Origin of the sequence: Falsochrobactrum ovis, from assembly GCF_003259955.1 — a bacterium.
GTDB lineage: Bacteria > Pseudomonadota > Alphaproteobacteria > Rhizobiales > Rhizobiaceae > Brucella > Brucella ovis_A.
Window position 1 is genome coordinate 31,906 of sequence record NZ_QLMK01000003.1, and the last position, 18,213, is coordinate 50,118.

An 18,213-nucleotide genomic window follows, 5' to 3' on the forward strand; every position below is an offset into this window, starting at 1 on the left:
ACAGTGCTGAGAACAAGCAGCAGTCGGAACATGCGTCGTCCTTCAACAGCGCTACGTGGAAAATGCATTTCTCACTCGGTGAAAATGTGCGCTTTACCCGAACTCCGGAAGCTGAGCTGGTGCAGCGTCGCGGTGAAACTCTGCCAGAGATTAACCCTGCCAGAACGATAAGCACTCCAGAATTTGATGCGTCGAAGGCAGCTCAAACCCAGCCCCGGGCAGTAGCTGAGATGCAAAACTCTGTATCAGAAAATATGCTGCGCTCGCCGATCGCTCCGGTGCCGCCAGCTATGCCAGCTACCCCGTCAAAAATAGCAACAGAGCGGGAAATCAGTGCGCCGGAAACTACTGCGGCACCGCTAGATCAAACGCAATCCACCATCGTCTCGACGCCCGTTGAAACTCCATCGGTCGCAGGCGATCCTATTGTTGCATTCCAATATTTGTCGGACTTTGCCTTTTACGAAGGCATGAATTTGATCGCCTCGGACCAACATTCTCCTGCGCCCACAAAGCCAAAGCGTCCGGTCCCGACTGTTGAATCAATTATTGCGCAATTCCGTACGGTGGAATGGAACAAATCGCTACCACAGCAGGCTGAAAGCGCTCAAGAAACTCCGAGCGAGATAGAAGACACGCAAAGTGAAATTTCCTTTGAATTAGAAGAAGTTAGCGACACTTCATCAGAAGTTAATACAACGGTATCTAACGTTGCATCCGTTACTATTTCTGATGAGAATGTTTCGTCCGATGCGACCAGTGAGAAACCACCTCATATAGAGCAGACTGAAGAGAAATCGGCGGAGCTATCCGAAGAGGTAACAGCTGTGGAAGCTGCCCCGCGCGTTGCCAACCCTGCGCCGGAACCGCATTCCGTCAAAGCTGCAGCTCCTGTGTCGCTCTATCAGCCCCAGCCCCTCCCCCGGACACAAAATGTCGTCATTCATGGCGACTATCAGTTTCCACCGCGGGATTTATTGCAAGAGCCGCCGTGCCCTGAGGGCAATGTAATTACGCAAGAAATGCTTGAGCGCAGCGCTGGCCTGCTTGAAAGTGTGTTGGAAGATTTTGGCGTGCGCGGCGAAATTATCCACGTTCGTCCGGGTCCGGTGGTAACGCTTTATGAGTTCGAGCCCGCGCCCGGTGTGAAATCTTCACGCGTTATCGGTCTGGCCGACGATATCGCACGCTCCATGTCAGCACTTTCGGCACGTGTTGCGGTGGTACCGGGTCGGAATGTAATTGGTATCGAACTGCCCAATGCCACTCGGGAGACGGTTTATCTGCGCGAGCTGGTCGATTCACAGGCCTTTGAATCATCCAATTATCGACTGCCTCTTTGCTTGGGTAAAGGTATTGGCGGTGAACCCATCATTGCCGAATTGGCGAAGATGCCTCACCTTCTGGTCGCCGGCACCACCGGATCCGGAAAGTCGGTCGCGATCAATACGATGATCTTATCGCTGCTTTATCGCTTTAAGCCGGAAGAATGCAGATTGATCATGGTTGATCCAAAGATGCTGGAACTGTCGATCTATGATGGTATTCCTCATCTGTTGACCCCCGTCGTTACCGATCCGAAAAAAGCTGTCGTGGCGCTTAAATGGGCGGTGCGCGAAATGGAAGATCGCTATCGCAAGATGGCGCGACTGGGCGTGCGCAATATTGAGGGCTTCAATCAGCGTGCAGCCTCCGCTAAAGGCAAGGGTGAAACCGTAATGTGTACGGTTCAGTCTGGCTTTGATAAGGAAACGGGCGAGCCAACCTATGTTGAGGAAGAGCTCGATCTGACGCCAATGCCCTATATCGTCGTAATTATCGATGAGATGGCCGACCTCATGATGGTCGCTGGCAAAGATATTGAAGGTGCGGTACAGCGACTTGCCCAAATGGCTCGGGCCGCCGGTATTCATCTGATTATGGCGACGCAGCGTCCATCCGTTGACGTGATTACTGGAACGATTAAGGCCAATTTCCCTACTCGCATATCATTCCAGGTTACTTCCAAAATCGACAGTCGCACCATTTTGGGTGAAATGGGTGCCGAACAATTGCTTGGCCAAGGCGATATGCTTCACATGGCGGGCGGTGGTCGTATTGTACGCGTCCACGGACCCTTTGTTTCTGATGAAGAAGTCGAAAAAGTCGTCGATCATCTCAAAGATCAGGGCCGCCCGGATTATCTTGCCACCGTTACGGAAGGTGAGGAAGAAGAAGAGGCTGATGTTGCTGTTTTCGACAATACTGCAACGGGTTCCGAAGAGGGTGACGATCTCTATGAACAGGCCGTTAAAGTTGTTATGCGGGATAAAAAATGCTCCACTTCTTATATCCAGCGCCGTCTGGGCATCGGATATAATAGGGCAGCTTCGCTAGTCGAACGTATGGAGCAAAACGGTCTCGTCGGCGCGGCAAATCACGTAGGAAAGCGTGAAATTCTGGCTGGAAAACGGGATTGATTTTGAAACTACGCCTGTCATAAATCGTGTTGTGCCGGAGTATTTCTCGATACTCCGGCCAATTTATTTTAGTGGATCAATGCGTTAAAGCATATTTTCGCTCGCCCTTGTCAGCGGACCGCTTTTGGTTAATAATTCGTTTATTCGAACCTTCTTAAATACATTGCGAGAGCAATTCATTTGCCCCTCGCTGACCGAAGGAGAATGACGATGAAAAGTATTATAATCGGCCCGAAGGGAAAGACGCAGCCAGTTACGCCGCAAATTTTACAGAACATACAGTCCCAAATGCCCAAACCTTCGGAAGATAGGACTCAAGTTTGTAATGTGCTAAGACAGGCTAAGGGAGGCTATTCTCACCGCCGTCGTAAATTTCAAAAAATTTCCTGATCCATAATTATTGGCACCGCAAATTACTGGTTCATTGGCGCAGAAACAATTTTTGCGCCACCTGTTTATAAATCTCTCGGTCTCGATTATCTGAGAAGAAATCCTCACCATCGGACGGACCGAATATGACAGCGCCTATTGTTCCTGAGCCAGAGAAAAAACAAAAATCTAAATTTCTTCACGGCCTCTTTCTGTTTGTGGGGTTCGTTTTTTTTGCGTTATTCGTGAGCTTGGGCATATGGCAGGTAGAGCGGCTGCAGTGGAAGCAAGACTTGATCGCGCGGGTCAATGCGCGTGTTCATGCCGAACCGGTCGAAGCTCCGAAACCACAAGAATGGGCGAATATAAACCAAAACCGCGACGAATATCGCCGAGTCAGGCTTTCAGGAACCTATCTTAATGATAAGGAAGTGCTCGTTCACGCGCTCACTGAGCGCGGCGCTGGCTATTGGGTTTTAACTCCGATGCGCAGCGCAGACGGAGCAATAACCTTTATTAATCGGGGTTTTGTACCGGGTGAATCGTCCTTGTCGGCTTCAAAAATCACAGAGCCGGTTGAAGGTGAAATTACTGTCACTGGCCTGTTGCGCATGCCCGAGCCTGATGGTTTTTTCCTTCGTCCCAACAATCCTGAACGCAATGACTGGAACTCACGCGATGTAGAGGCTTTTGCTCAAATATTCGAATTGGGCAATGTGGCGCCCTATTTCATTGATGCAGACACCTCTACAAATCCACAAAAACTACCTGTTGGCGGGCTAACAGTAATCAGTTTTCGTAATCATCACCTTTCTTATGCAATCACATGGTTTGCGCTGGCAGCCATGGTGGCGGCGGCAATAATTTTTGTCTGGCGGCAGGAGCGCCTACAGAAAAACTAACACTCGGAGATTAGCTAAATCCCCACAGGTTTGACGCTCGCGGTGCGTGACAGGAATGCGTATTGCTGGAGCTAGTATATCAACCTCCCTCAAATCGCTTCCACTCTTGGAAATTGATGCTATTGAGAACCAATTAATCTGGAGCGGTTTAATGGCGAAGTTTTTAATCGGAGTGGACGGAGGCGGCACAGGTTGCAGGGCTGCCGTAGCGGACCTATCGGGCACTGTTTTAGGGGAAGGGAAAAGCGGTGCTGCTAATATCGTGACCGATCTGCATGGAGCGCTCACAAATATTCGCCAGGCGGTCGCGCTAGCTTTTGCGCAGGCTGGTTTAACCGAACAATCTTTTTGCCAAAGTTTTGCTTTTCTGGGTTTGGCGGGTGCAAATGTCGCTGGCGCAAGCAATCAAGTGGCCCAGTTGCTGCCTTTCGCACAAAGTGATGTCGCCTCCGACGGCATAATCGCGCTGCAAGGCGCACTGGGAGATCAAGATGGTGCGGTAGCCATTCTCGGAACGGGAACTGCTTATATTTTTAGACAAAATGGCTCAATTCGTTTTTTTGGCGGCTGGGGCTTTCCGCTTAGTGATTTAGGAAGCGGTGCCAGGCTCGGGCGAAGCCTATTGCAGGAATGCCTGCTTGTTTATGACGGCATTCATGCCGCAAGCCCCCTCACCGCTGCAATTTTGCAAGAGTTCGATAACTCACCGGAAAAGTTTGTAGAATTTGGCCGAACCGCTGTGCCCGGTGATTATGGAAAATTTGCGCCACGCGTTTTTGAATATGCAAAACGCGGGGACGCCACTGCAAAACAGCTTCTCGAACGTTCCAGTGATCATATCCGACAAACGTTAGATATGCTGATCACTCATGGTGCGCCTCGTATCAGCCTGCTGGGCGGCCTGGCAAAATATTACGCCGATTATCTGCCAGAGCATCAACGGAAGATGCTGGCAACGCCAGCCGCAGATGCTTTGACTGGCGCGCTGCAGCTTGCACACAAAAGTTTTCTGTCTCGTTCCACATCGTCAATGAGCGCTTGAGAAAACTACCCGCTTTTATCCTCGTGCTGCGCCATTTCAGCCGTGGGATCGCCTGAAAGGCGTTTGCGTGCGCGGTCATCCATCAATTCGTACCACATCGCATTAAGCACAGCGAAAGCTGCTGCCAATGGCAGCCCAAGCAGCCAGGAAAAATACCACATTTGTTTTCCTTTCCCGGTTAATAGGAATGATTGGATTTATCTTCGATAGTTTCCTCATCAATCTTTCCCCAAAGCACTTTATATACCCACGACGAGTAAACAGCGATGATGGGTAGAAAGATCAGCGTCACAACCAGCATTATAAACAGCGTAAGATGGCTGGATGAAGAATCCCAAACCGTCAGGCTGGAGCGCGGATCCGTCGAAGACGGTAGCAAGAACGGAAACATTGAAACGCCTACCGAGGAAATGATCCCGAAAATAGAAAGCTTGCCGAACAAAAGCGGGGCAATCTCGCTTCTGCTTTTCAACGCGATCAAAACCGCTATTGCGCCCAAAATACCAAGTGCAGGTGCGATAAGCAGGATCGGATAATTGGCATAGTTGGCAAACCATGCACCCGGATCAACTTCGACCGTTTTTTGCAAAGGATTGGATGGACCACTGGTAATAATCTCGCTTGTGATGCGATAGCCCGATATCCAAAACCAACTCACAATTCCGGCCAATACATAAAGAACCAAGGTCGCGGCCGCAGTTATATAGCCGTAAATCCGGGCACGTTGCTGAATGATACCGCTCGTTTTTATGATGAGCCACGATGCCCCGTGCATTGCAAGCATAGACACTGACAAAATCCCGCAGAGAAGTGCGAAAGGATTAAGCAATCCGAAGAAACTGCCCTCATAGAAAATGCGTTGATCATCGCCAAGCCGGAACGGTACTCCGAGCAGGACATTTCCCACCGCAACACCAAAAATCAATGCTGGCACAAAGCCGCCGATGAATAAGGCCCAATCCCAGCCATTGCGCCAGCTTTGGCTTTCGCGTTTTGAACGATATTTAAATCCGACCGGCCGAAGAATAAGGGCGACCAGAATGAGAAACATCGCTATATAAAAGCCGGAAAATGACACCGCATAAAGCGGCGGCCACGCAGCAAAGATCGACCCACCCGCAACGATCAACCAGACTTGGTTTCCTTCCCAAATGGGGCCGATCGTATTGATGATGATGCGGCGCTCGGTATCGGTTTTCCCAATGATCGGTAGCAAGATTTCGATCCCGAGATCGAAGCCGTCAAATGCTGCAAAGCCAATCAACAAAACCCCTAACAACAGCCACCAAATAATCCGCAGGGTTTCATAATCTAATAATTCGCTGAGTATCATGATTATTACTCCGCTGGTGCAATGCTTGCCGGGGCAAGCGGGGCTTCAGGACGGCTGTCCGGATCCGGACCAGCTTTTATGGCGCGCAACATGAGTCCGATTTCGATCACGAACAATACTGAGTAAATGGCAACAAATCCGATGATCGTTGCAAGCACAGTAGACGCACCATGATCGGACACCGCCACGGCAGTTGGCAATACGCCTTCAATAGACCAGGGCTGACGGCCATATTCGGCAACAACCCATCCCATTTCGGCTGCAATCCACGGAAGTGGGATCGCAAAGACTGCAATTTTTAGCAGGATTGGGTAGTGATCCAACCTACGCCGAGCCGATAAAATAAAGAATATACCGGTCAGCAAAATCAGGAAAAAGCCTATTCCGACCATAATCCGAAATGCCCAGAACAACGGCAACACGCCGGGCACAGTGTCATTTGCAGCCTGAACGATTTGCGCGTCAGTCGCGTCGCGTGGATCATCCACATAGCGCTTGAGCAGCAAAGCATATCCGAGCCACTGTCCATTATCCTCAAAGGCTTCTTTCACATCTTGCGGTATCTGACTTTTATCGCTGAGCGCCCTGATTTTTTCCAAGGCGTCATATGCAATAATACCACGGCGGATATGACCTTCAGCCTTCAGAACAAGTTCATTAATACCTTCAATAGGTTCTGTTAAAGAACGTGTACCAATTAGCCCCATAACCCAAGGTATATGCACGGCATAATGGGTTTCGCGCGCTTCCTGATCAGGAAAACCAAACACGGTAAAAGATGCTGGCGCGGGCTGTGTTTCCCACATGGCTTCGATAGCTGCAATTTTCATCTTTTGATGTTCATTGGCCAGATAGCCGCTCTCATCACCCAGAACCACTACGGAGAGTGAAGCTGCCAAGCCGAAAGACGCAGCAACGGTCATTGAGCGCTTTGCCAGCTCAACCGATCTGCCCTTGAGCAAGTACCAGGCCGATACTCCCAGCACAAAAATCGCAGCCGTTGCATAGCCCGCAGAAACCGTGTGAACAAATTTGGCTTGCGCAACCGGATTAAGAATGACGGCGAGAAAATCGGTGATTTCCATGCGCATGGTTTCGGGATTGAAAGCAGAGCCAACTGGGTTTTGCATCCAGCCATTTGCTATCAAAATCCAAAGGGCTGAAAAATTCGAGCCAGCGGCAACGGCATAGGTCGCCATTAGGTGGCCAACTTTAGAAAGCCGATCCCAGCCAAAAAAGAACAGGCCAACAAATGTTGCTTCCAGAAAGAAAGCCATCAACCCTTCAATAGCCAGAGGCGCTCCGAAAATATCTCCGACATAGTGGCTGTAATAACTCCAATTCATACCAAATTGGAATTCCATCACCACCCCTGTGGCAACGCCCATCACGAAATTGATCCCAAATAGCGTACCCCAGAATTTAGTCATCTGGCGCCAGATCAAACGTCCGGTCATTACATAAACGGTTTCCATGATGGCTAGCATCACAGACAACCCCAGTGTCAGAGGCACGAAGAGGAAGTGATAAAGTGCCGTCATTGCAAATTGCAATCGCGACAGGGAGACAATATCGAATTCCATCTTTTTAAGCCGTAAGCTACGGCCCTCCTGATGTTGCGAGCACTAAATGGTGCTCTTTCCAATTTATCTCAGGGCAGCAAGAATATCTTTAAATCGATGTTCGGTTTTGTACACCGTGTCGACGATCTCGCCCTGTTCCAAAATAATAATGCGGTCGCAAAGCCGCGCTTCGCGCTGAATATGTGTTGCTATTAATAGGGTCCGACCTTGAGCTAAGCTTTCTAATCTCGAAGTGACATCTTCAGCCGTCAATGAGTCCAACCCTTCCGTTGGCTCATCAAGAAGCCAAACGGGTACATCCGTAATAAAAAGCCGAGCCAGAGCCAGTCGTCGTGCTTGACCACCGGACAGCCCCAGCCCTCCTTCGCCTAAATTAGAATTCAACCCTTCGGGCTGTTTTTCAAAAAACTCTTTTAACCCTGCATTATACAATGCTTTTATCAGATCGCTATCACTCGAATTTGGATTCGCAAATCCCAAATTATTGCGAAGATTGTCGTGAAAAAGCTCGGTACGTTGGGTCATTAATCGTATCGGCAGTGTTTGCACTATGCCGTGTTCGACCTCTATTTCCCCGGCTAAAACGTTAAGAAGGGTCGATTTGCCAGCTCCGCTTGTGCCGATAATCGCTACCCTTTCGCCGGGTTTAATATCTAAGGACACATCATCAAGTGCATAAGCTGGCGCGCCTTGATGCCGGACTTTCACTCCTTTCAACCTAATTGCTAGACCTTCAATAGGGGGTTGAAGTTCGATAGTTTTATCGGGCTGTGCAAGTTGCGGCACTATTCGTCGAGCAGCGATGATTGTGCGGCCCAATTCGATCGCACCGCGCCGAAGTGCCATAAAGGGCTCAATCGCACCAAGAATGATAAGCAAAGCAAGGGCCGCGACCGGTGCGCTAATATTACCAGAATAAACCAGCAAACCAGCCACAACCAAGCCACCCGACAATAATGCCGCGTGAAGAATCCCCAAGCCAGTACCGGTTAAAATTTCGATTCGGTTCAGTGTCCGATCGGACGAAGCAATATAATCATCTGCGCGCTGGACAGCCTTGATTTGCGCTGGCATCCGGCCCGCCATGATCAGATCCGTCTGGCCTGCCACCATGTCAATCACCCGCGCCCGCAAGGCTTCTGTGCCTTTTGCTCTGCGGCGCATCGGTTTTTCCGCTCGAAAAGAGGCCAGCAAAGGAAGGCCAATACCGACCAACAAAAGCAATCCGGCAGCGCTAATCCCGAAAACAGGATGCATCAATCCAAGCGCGATGGCTAGCAGAAGAACCGTTGCAAGCGCGGCACCCAATGGCACTATCACTCGAAGGTAAAGCGTATCAAGCGCATCGATATCAAGCGTAAGGCGAAAGAGCAGTCGCGCAGGACGTTTAAGCAAAAGATCGGCGATTGCTGGCTTCGCCCAACTGCGGAAAAGTCTTTCACGAAGAGCGGCGAGAATAAGCAATGTGGTATTATGCGTAATTAGCCGTTCAACATATCGAGCGCCGGTACGAAAAATAGCTAAAAACCGAATGCCCGCCGCAGGCATGAAGACATCAAAAACCATTGCGGAAGCAATGCTTAAACCCGCAATAGCGGTTGCGGTGATGAACCATCCGGACAGTCCGAGCAAAGCGATACCGGCAATCACCGTGGCAGTAGCGCTAGCAATCCCCACCAGCAGCGCACGTTTGTGGGTTGCGAAGAACAAGCTGAGAATAGAATTTAAATATTGAAGATTGTTCATTCCGCTGCCCTCTTGTGCAATTGGTTCGCGGCATCGCAAAATCCATCAATCCGGATAATTCTATCCATCTGACGCGCCAGTTCTTCATCATGCGTCGAAACGATGAGAGTTTTTCCTTTTGCAAGGTCGAGCAATGTATCAGTAATTTGCCTTGCGGTGTGTCGGTCAAGATGAGCGGTTGGTTCATCGACCAAAATAATTTGAGCATCCTGGTCGAGAGCGATACGGGCTAGCGCCAATCGCAGGGTTTCTCCGCCTGACAGACCTCTACCATTTTCACCAATGATGCCGTTGCCTGTAACGCCTACCACATGGCCCAGTGCCATTTGATCAATGATCGTCGCTATATCACCGTGTTGTGCATCGCGACCGAGGGTAATATTATGCCGGGCGCTGCCAAAGAATATATGCGGCTTTTGCCCTACCCAGCGCATTTTTGAACGAAAACGCGAAGCCGTTTCACTATTTAAAGCCACGCCACCAATTTTGATCTGCCCGCTTTGTGGGGCGATAAGCCCAGCTATCAGAGCCAGCAACGTGGATTTACCATGTCCGCTTGGCGCTAACAAAGCAACGTGTTCACCACCCCCAATCTCAAGCGATAGGTTCGAAAAGGTCTTTTGGGCGTTAGGATAAGCAAAATCGATATTATCTAGCTCGATTGATGGACTGATATCAGCGCTGTTTTTGGTCTCAAGCGAGCCAACAATAGGCGCCGTATTTTGCGCAAGCTGTTTTAAAGCTTTGATTGCGGCCTCTCCTGACGCTCGGTCATGCCAAACTGCGGAAAGTTCCCGCAAGGGCTCGAAAAAGGTCGGGGCCAGTAAAAGGATAAATAGACCTTCTGCCAGCGTAAGCTTGTTGCCCCAGGCGCCAAAGTCCAACTGCCCAAGAAAGTGGAAGCCAATATAGACAGCGACCATAGCAACGCCGATTGCCGCAAAAAACTCTAATACGGCCGACGATAAGAACGCTATGCGCAGCACTATCATGGTCTTTTCGCGCAATGTTTCCGCATTTTTACGCAGCTCGCGCGCTGTGCTATCAACGGCGTGAAAGCTACGGATGCTACTCAGACCGCGCAAACGGTCGAGCAAGAATCCGTTCATATCTCCAAGGGCTACGAGTTGTTTTTCACTCGCAGCCTGTGCTCTCCAACCAATCAACGCCATAAAAATTGGAATAAGTGGAGCAGCCACGAGCAGAACTAGGCCGGAAATCCAAGAAAACCAGGTAACAATAGCAAGAATTACCAAAGGTACCGCAACGACCCGGAAACGCACGGGCACAAAACGCGATAAATAAGGCACCACCGTTTCAGCTTGTTCGCCCAAAATACTCGCGGATTCACCCGAGGTCGGGCGTTCTTTGTCAAAAGGTGAATGTTTGGACAGGGTTTCGATTGCTTGTTCGCGCAAAAGAGTAAGTTCCCTACGCGCCGCGTCATAGGCAATCGCGGAGCCCCAACCGTCTAACAAACTGCGACTACAGCCGATCAGGAATATGCCGATTGCAAGATAATATATCGTTGATGTGAAGCCGATATCGACTAACTGACCAACCCCATAAGCAAGTAAAGCAGCCTGCGGTAACCATAATAACGCTGCTAATACTTGTAGACTCGCCCCCCAATTAAGTGTTCTGGGAATAACACTGCGAGACGGGTCATAGATCCCTCGTGCGGTCTCCTCCCCTGCTCGAGGCTCCAGATGTTTCCCATGGGGAGGTGTCGTCACTCTCGTTTAGGCTCCTTTTTAGCCGTAGACCGTCCGCGTCCTAATGCTACGATTTTATCCGTGGTTTCGAGAAAACGCGTGACTTTAGCGCCCAGTGCCAAGAGGCTCGTCAATCTTTCCGTATCGAGCTTCTTGACGTCATCATACCAGTTCGTCAGCCGCTCAATTAAGGCATACATATCTTTCATGCGCTCTTGCGCATAACGGTCCTTATCATCTTGCGCAGGCTCCATAAGCACCTCGCGCAACACCGTCAAAGTGGGGTCGATTTCACGTTTTTTGCGCTCTTCAGCAAGGGTCCGCAAAATTTGCCAGACATCGTCGGGTGTCGTGTAAAAATCGCGTCGGTCACCGGGAATATGTTTTAGAAGAATTAAATTCCACCCCTGCAATTCGCGAATGCCCATTGAAACGTTGGATCTCGATACACCAAGCGCCTCAACAATATCATCCGCACATAAAGGGTCAGTTGAGAGATAAAGCAAAGCATAAATCTGCCCTACCGTGCGATTAATTCCCCACCGGTTTCCCATCTCTCCAAAATGGAGCACGAATGATTGAACAACTGGCGACAACTGCAAAACACTCTCTCCCGCAATTCTGAATTTTCAGAAATTACTGAAAATCAAATAAGGCTTATCTCTCGCCCTTTCAATCAACTCTACCGACTGAAGGGCATCGATGGACAATTGGCCGCAGGCTTCGCATCCTCCCATGCGGCCCATCTTTCCAACCTATGGCGTGTTGGAAGACGAAGGCAATTCTTTACTATCGCGTGTTTGATCACGATGGATCACAGCACGGCTTAACAGCATAAATGTTACCGGTGTTGTGACGACCACAAAAACGGTAATTAATACTTCATGCAAAATTGGCTTAGATTGCAAGATGGAGAAGAATATAATCGATGCAATCAAGATACCTCCCACCCCAAAGGTAGACCCGAGCGTGGGAGCGTGAAGGCGCTCATAAAAACTTTTAAACCGGATCAGGCCGATACAACCGATGAGGGTCAAAATACCTCCTGCTAGCAGAAAGAATGAGACAAGAACCGCGGCCCAAACAGGAAGATCTGCTGCTCCAATCATTCGATCACCTCTCCGCGCATGAGAAATTTGGCCAATGCAACAGTTCCCACAAAGCTCAGTAGCGCGATTATCAAAGCCGCTTCGAAATACATAATATTTCCGGTTCGCATCCCAAATGTCAGAAGCAGCATGAGTGAGTTGAGATAAAGCGCATCGGTTGCAAGAATTCTATCTTGCGCACGAGGACCGACCAATAAACGATAAACGGTGCATCCCATTGCGATTACGAGCATGAATTGCGTCGCAAGCAGGGACCAGAAGAGAATTACTGCGCTCATGCTGATTTTTCCTCTTTAACCGCCATCCTCTGATCAATAATATCTTTAGCACCAAATATTTTGATCAATGGTTGTTCATACCGTTGTTTAATCGTGTCTCGCCAAGCCTTTGCATCTTCAAGATCTAATACATGTATAGTCAATGTACGGCGCGCCACGTGATAATCGACCCAAGCGGTTCCCGGTGTGGCAGTAATAATGCAAGCTAGAATGGCCAGCCCTACCCTGTTTTCCAGTTCGAGCGGAATGACGACAAAACCAGGGCGACGTTCATGCTTCGAAAGCACCAATTTAGCTACAGCTATATTCGATTGCAGGATGTCGACAAGAACTTTCCAAAGCAAAGTGATGATGGTGGGAACCGAGCGTATGCGTATTTTACCGGGTTCAAGCGCCTTCATGGACAGACTGGCAAAAAATGCCACGATTAGGCCAATCAAAAGCTGACCTCTGGTAAAGCCATTCAGCAGCAGCCAAAAAATCACTAAGGAAGTAAACAGCAGCGGAAAAGGAAAAATCTTCTTCATTTGACTTTATCCCCCTGCCCTCGGCGCTGTCAAAACGCTGTCTATATAGTCGTTCGGATTATGGAGTGAGCGAGCCGTTGCATCCAAATAGTCCATTGCTGGCCCAGCCGCTACGGTAAGGGCAAGACAAACCACTAAAAGTCCGGCAATTGGCACAGCTTCACGGACCAGAACACGGGGCACATTCCCCTCCAACGACGCCCAGAAAGTTCGAATTCCAGTTCGCGTCATAGCAATCAACGCCGAAAGGCCAGACAGCAGAATAAGGGTAATCAAAACCCAGCTTGCAGGGCTTACTGGTATTGCCATTTCCGGCGAAGCTCCGTCGCCATTGAATACGGCAGCCAACAACAAAAACTTGGCAATAAAACCTGAAAATGGCGGAAGACCGATTAACAAAATAGCACAAATGGCAAAGAAAGAACCCAGAACGGCCAAGGTCGCTGGCAAAACTGCACCTACCTCCTCTTCCTCTTCCTCTTCTTCCTCATCACCATAGGCTTCAACGGTAACGGCAAGCACGTTCGCAGCGGCGTCTTGTCCCCGCTCAATCAGTTCAATCAGCATAAAAAATGCCGCGATCGTAAGCGTCGAACTTACCATATAATAAAGTGCAGCCCCGGTCATAGCGGTATTTCCGCTGCCCACTGCGGCCAGCAGTGTGCCCGACGAAACCAAAATACTATAGCTAGCCAACCGTCCCATTGCCTGCGATGCGACGACGCCGATGAGGCCAAAAGCAAGGGTGATCATACCGCCATAATAGAGCCAGTCGCTACCGAAGCCATAGGAAGACCCACCTCCTATGCCGAACATGAGTGGCGACAGCCGCAAAAGAACATAAACGCCAACCTTACTCATGATCACGAATATTGCCGCAATGGGTGCCGCAGCAACGGTATAGGTCGGTGCCAGCCAAAAATTGAGTGGCCACATGCCGGCTTTGATCAAAAATGCTGTACCCAAAACGGCAGCGCCCGCTTCCAGCAACATTCTGTCTTCAGGAGCAACTTGAGCAATTCTCTGCGCCAGATCTGCCATATTAAGCGTACCCGTCACACCATAGATCAAGCTGACCCCAATCAGGAAAAGCGAAGATGCAACGAGATTTACCGCAATATAATGTAAACCCGCCTTTACGCGTGCCGAGCCAGACCCATGCAGTGCTAACCCATAAGAAGCCGCGAGCATGACTTCAAAAAACACAAAAAGATTAAACAGATCGCCGGTAAGAAACGCGCCATTCAGCCCCATTAGCAAGAACTGAAAAATCGTGTGAAAATGCGGGCTTGCTTTATACCAATGCGCAAGAGAAAAGCTCAGCGACGCCATTCCCAACAGGCTGGTTAACACCAGCATGACTGCGGCCAATTGGTCCAGCACCAAAACAATGCCGAAGGGAGCGGGCCAATTTCCAATCAAATACACGTCTGCGCGAGGCGAAACCTCCCGGGCCATTCCCAGCAAGGTAAAGCTGATGATAATGAGCAGGAAAATAGAAGCTAAATTGATCCCCATCTTGAGCTTGCGCTTACGCTCGTCAAACATGAGCAGCAAAGCTGCCGTCACAAGCGGCAACACGATGGGCGCGACAAGGAGATGCGATTTCCACTCCATTATCAATTCTCCTTGCCGTCGACGTGATCGGTTCGTGTCAATCCGCGTGAAGCGAGCAGCACGACAAGGAACAATGCTGTCATTGCAAAGCCAATAACAATTGCGGTGAGAACCAAAGCCTGCGGAACAGGATCTGTATATTGTGATGCTTCAACATTGAGCCCAGATTCAAGCACCGGCGGCGCATTGGTGCGGATGCGCCCCATCGCAAATATGAAAAGATTAACCGCATAGGAAATAAGCGAAAGCCCGATAGCCACCTGGAAAGTCCGCGGGCGTAGGATAAGCCAGACACCCGATGCCATCAGGACACCAATTGCGATAGCGAGGACGAGTTCCATCAGTTCTCCTCCTTCGCAGCAGCGGTTTTCTCCACGCGGTGTTTGCGGATTGATTGGTGAGCAAGAGCAATCAAAATCAAAACCGTAGCGCCAACAACCAGAGCAAAAACACCAAAATCAAACGAGAGTGCACTTGCCAGCGGCATTTTGCCAATATGCGGAATATCGACATATTGGAAGAATGACGTCAGGAACGGATATCCAAATATCCAGGCCCCCGCGCCGGTGGCGGCTGCGGCCAACAAACCGATACCAATCCAGCGAACTGGCAAAATGCGAAGCCTGTCTTCCACCCACCGGGTGCCAGCGGCAAGATATTGCAACAAAAACGCAATCGCGAGCGCTATACCTGCGGCAAATCCCCCACCGGGCAAATCATGCCCTCGCAGGAAGAGATGCACCGCCAGCACGATAATAACCGGGAAAAGCCATTGCATAATAACCGATGGTACCGCGAGGTACTCCATCAGAGTTTCACCCGACCTGCGGTCAGGCATGGCTTCATCATATGCGTCTTGAATTCTTTGCTGTTCCGTTGATCCGGTGCTGTCCGGCGCAGGCCGGAAACGGCGCAGCAATGCGAAAATCGTTAGCGCCACGATTCCAAGTACCGCAATCTCACCGAATGTATCGAAAGCGCGGAAATCAACCAGAATAACGTTGACGACGTTTTTGCCGCCACCGCCGGAATAGGCATGTTCAAGGAAGAAATCCCCGATACTATTGGCGACAGGCCGGGTCATCATCGCATAGACTACGATGAAAATCCCTATTCCGCTACAAATCGCCAGCGTAAAGTCGCGATAACGTCGAATTCTCGGGCCGATTTGCACGGATTCAGGGTCGGTACCCTGCCAACGTTTGGGGAGCCAACGTAATCCGAGCAGAAGCAATACCGTAGTGACAATCTCTACCAGTAATTGCGTGACAGCCAAATCTGGCGCCGAAAACCACACAAATGTTATGCAGGTGACCAAACCCGCACCGCCAAGAAGTATCAGCGCCGCAAGACGATGATATTTTGCCTGATAAGCAGCACCAATTGCGCAGGCCCCGCCCAATATCCAGAGGATGGCAAAGATTGGGTCAACGGGCTGCACGGCCAATGCACCTACTTGAATACCGTCTTCAAAAATCGGCCAAGCAGCGGCCACAAAAGCCACCGCAACAACGATGCGCAGTTGCGGCTGCAATTTGCGCGTACTTAGAAATGCTTCAGCTTTACGGGCCCAGTTCCACGATAGCGTCACCAGAACTCGCTCAAAAATGCGCTGCCCCTGCAAATGCCGGAAAAAAGGCGGTCCGTCCTCACTCGTGGCGAGGTAATTTTTCAGCATCCAGTGCAGTAAAATACCGCCAATCATGGCAATAAAGCTCATCATGAGTGGCACATTAAAGCCATGCCAGACCGCTAGACTATAATTGGGCGTAGCATCGCCGAGCACAGCTACGACCGCTGAATGCAAGAAAGGCCCGATCGAAAGACCCGGTACAATCCCGATCAAAAGACATAAAAGAACCAAAAGCTCGATGGGCCGGCGCATCCAACGCGGCGGCTCGTGAGGCTCTTTTGGCAAACCCACCGGCGGCGGACCAAAGAAGGTGGAATAGATGAAACGGATTGAATAGGCGACCGTGAACATACCCGCGATAGTGGCGACATAAGGCGTGATCGTGTCCAGCCAAGAGGGCATATGGGTTTCAACCGCTTCTGCAAAAAACATCTCTTTGGAGAGAAAGCCGTTAAGCAGCGGGACGCCCGCCATAGAAGCACTAGCGACCATCGCAAGCGTTGCCGTATAAGGCATATAGCGCAAGAGACCGCTGAGTTTGCGCATATCTCGGACGCCAGTTTCGTGGTCTATAATGCCCGCGGCCATGAAAAGTGACGCTTTAAAAATGGCGTGATTGACCATATGGAAAATAGCGGCGACCGTCGCAAGCGGGCTGCCAAGGCTTAACAAGGTCGTTATCAAACCAAGGTTTGAAATGGTTGAATAGGCTAAAAGCCCTTTAAGATCCTGCTGAAAGACGGCAAAAAAACTCGCGATCAACAAGGTTGTGAGACCGCCAATACCAAGAATCCAGAACCATTCTTCTGTGCCTGCAAATACCGGCCACAAACGCGCCAGCAAAAATACCCCGGCTTTCACCATAGTCGCCGAATGCAAATATGCGGACACTGGTGTAGGCGCAGCCATGGCATTTGGTAGCCAGAAATGAAATGGAAACTGCGCACTTTTTGTAAAGGCAGCCAACAAAATTAAAATGAATGCGACCGTATAAAGCGGATGGGTGCGAACAAGATTGCCAGAAGCAAGCACCTGATCGAGGTCATAACTGCCAACAATATGTCCAAGCAGAATAACGCCCGCTAACAGACAGAATCCGCCGATCCCGGTTACCGTCAGCGCCATGCGCGCACCATCGCGCGCGCTCGCATTCTGATACCAATAACCGATCAACAGAAATGAGAAAATGCTTGTTAATTCCCAAAAGACCGCAAGCAAGATAATATTGCCCGAAAGGACAATACCAAGCATCGCACCCATAAATGCCTGAAGAAATGAGAAGAAGCGCGGGACCGGGTCTTCCGGCGACATATAATAATGCGTGTAAATGACCACCAGCAAGCCGATCCCGGTGATCAGAACAGCAAACAGCCACGAGAAGCCATCCATCCGCAGCGTCACATTGAGACCATAGGCCGGCAGCCACTCCACCGTACCGCGAAGCACCTGCCCTTCAGAGACGACCGGATAAAGGCTGATCGCGATTACAAAAGCGACAAGCGCGATCGCAGCTGAAAACCATGCTGACCCGGTTCGGTCGACACTCCTGAAAAGACCAGTTATGGCGCTACCTAAAAAAGGGAGAAGGACCAGCAAAAAAAGCATTCTGCCGTCCGTTGTCATGCGCCCAAGGCCTCCATTCCGAATTCAAGGTTGATCCGATGCTGATGCGGCCATAAAAACAGCAGCCAAAACGCTTCGGTTGGGATGTCGTTGCGAGGAATCATATAGTTCAATGGCCTTATTATGACCGGGTAACCGATATTATCGCAATAGCTTTCAATAGCTTTCAATAGCTTATAGCGAGGTTTTGAAAGTTCTAATTTCTCTTACACAAATTTTTCGCCCACTCAAACGATTTCGCAAACAAATGTGAAGAATGGTTTGGATAGCGAATTAA

Annotated in this window: 16 protein-coding genes; 4 read left to right on the forward strand and 12 right to left on the reverse strand. The window is 50.0% G+C overall.

The genetic code is table 11. From position 1 onward, the window contains the following. Positions 1-62 precede the first annotated feature (62 nt). The 4 genes from C7374_RS05825 to C7374_RS05840 all read left to right on the forward strand — a co-directional run bounded on the left by C7374_RS05825 (position 63) and on the right by C7374_RS05840 (position 4,772). Positions 63-2,459 (forward strand): DNA translocase FtsK, encoded by a 2,397-nt coding sequence (locus C7374_RS05825; protein WP_425358002.1) that lies wholly within the window; start codon positions 63-65, stop codon positions 2,457-2,459. A gap of 210 nt (positions 2,460-2,669) precedes the next feature. After that, complete coding sequence (locus C7374_RS16360) at positions 2,670-2,849, forward strand: hypothetical protein (protein WP_111574682.1); 180 nt, start codon at positions 2,670-2,672, stop codon at positions 2,847-2,849. A gap of 125 nt (positions 2,850-2,974) precedes the next feature. Beyond that, the gene (locus C7374_RS05835; protein WP_111574683.1) at positions 2,975-3,730 is read left to right on the forward strand and encodes an SURF1 family protein; all 756 of its coding nucleotides are present in this window, start codon (positions 2,975-2,977) and stop codon (positions 3,728-3,730) included. A gap of 151 nt (positions 3,731-3,881) precedes the next feature. Continuing rightward, positions 3,882-4,772 (forward strand): glucosamine kinase nucleotide-binding domain-containing protein, encoded by an 891-nt coding sequence (locus tag C7374_RS05840; protein WP_111574684.1) that lies wholly within the window; start codon positions 3,882-3,884, stop codon positions 4,770-4,772. Positions 4,773-4,777: 5 nt separating this feature from the next. Here C7374_RS05840 and cydX read toward each other — a convergent pair whose 3' ends face one another. From cydX to C7374_RS05900, 12 genes are all read right to left on the reverse strand, one after another. Next, positions 4,778-4,933, reverse strand: a complete 156-nt coding sequence (gene cydX / locus C7374_RS05845; protein WP_111574685.1) for a cytochrome bd-I oxidase subunit CydX — start codon at positions 4,931-4,933, stop codon at positions 4,778-4,780. A gap of 17 nt (positions 4,934-4,950) precedes the next feature. Further along, a complete protein-coding gene (gene cydB, locus C7374_RS05850; RefSeq protein WP_111574686.1) occupies positions 4,951-6,105 on the reverse strand; it encodes a cytochrome d ubiquinol oxidase subunit II in 1,155 nt (384 codons plus the stop codon). 5 nt (positions 6,106-6,110) lie between these two features. Continuing rightward, complete coding sequence (locus C7374_RS05855) at positions 6,111-7,688, reverse strand: cytochrome ubiquinol oxidase subunit I (RefSeq protein WP_111574687.1); 1,578 nt, start codon at positions 7,686-7,688, stop codon at positions 6,111-6,113. A 63-nt stretch (positions 7,689-7,751) separates the two neighbouring features. Further along, positions 7,752-9,434 (reverse strand): thiol reductant ABC exporter subunit CydC, encoded by a 1,683-nt coding sequence (gene cydC, locus C7374_RS05860; protein ID WP_111574688.1) that lies wholly within the window; start codon positions 9,432-9,434, stop codon positions 7,752-7,754. After that, a complete protein-coding gene (gene cydD / locus C7374_RS05865; protein ID WP_245412599.1) occupies positions 9,431-11,107 on the reverse strand; it encodes a thiol reductant ABC exporter subunit CydD in 1,677 nt (558 codons plus the stop codon). Before cydD ends, cydC begins: the two co-directional genes overlap by 4 nt. A gap of 59 nt (positions 11,108-11,166) precedes the next feature. Continuing rightward, entirely contained in the window at positions 11,167-11,751 is a 585-nt protein-coding gene (locus C7374_RS05870; RefSeq protein ID WP_210205081.1) for a GbsR/MarR family transcriptional regulator, read from the reverse strand. A gap of 153 nt (positions 11,752-11,904) precedes the next feature. After that, positions 11,905-12,258 (reverse strand): monovalent cation/H(+) antiporter subunit G, encoded by a 354-nt coding sequence (gene mnhG / locus C7374_RS05875; protein WP_111574690.1) that lies wholly within the window; start codon positions 12,256-12,258, stop codon positions 11,905-11,907. Further along, positions 12,255-12,536 (reverse strand): K+/H+ antiporter subunit F, encoded by a 282-nt coding sequence (locus C7374_RS05880; RefSeq protein ID WP_111574691.1) that lies wholly within the window; start codon positions 12,534-12,536, stop codon positions 12,255-12,257. Before C7374_RS05880 ends, mnhG begins: the two co-directional genes overlap by 4 nt. Further along, positions 12,533-13,063 (reverse strand): Na+/H+ antiporter subunit E, encoded by a 531-nt coding sequence (locus C7374_RS05885; protein WP_111574692.1) that lies wholly within the window; start codon positions 13,061-13,063, stop codon positions 12,533-12,535. The genes C7374_RS05880 and C7374_RS05885 overlap by 4 nt, the downstream gene beginning before the upstream one ends. A gap of 6 nt (positions 13,064-13,069) precedes the next feature. Further along, positions 13,070-14,680 (reverse strand): monovalent cation/H+ antiporter subunit D, encoded by a 1,611-nt coding sequence (locus C7374_RS05890; protein ID WP_111574693.1) that lies wholly within the window; start codon positions 14,678-14,680, stop codon positions 13,070-13,072. Between the two features lie 2 nt (positions 14,681-14,682). After that, positions 14,683-15,021 (reverse strand): Na+/H+ antiporter subunit C, encoded by a 339-nt coding sequence (locus C7374_RS05895; RefSeq protein ID WP_111574694.1) that lies wholly within the window; start codon positions 15,019-15,021, stop codon positions 14,683-14,685. Further along, positions 15,021-17,936, reverse strand: a complete 2,916-nt coding sequence (locus tag C7374_RS05900) for a monovalent cation/H+ antiporter subunit A (protein WP_111574695.1) — start codon at positions 17,934-17,936, stop codon at positions 15,021-15,023. The genes C7374_RS05895 and C7374_RS05900 overlap by 1 nt, the downstream gene beginning before the upstream one ends. Between the last annotated feature and the right edge of the window lie 277 nt (positions 17,937-18,213).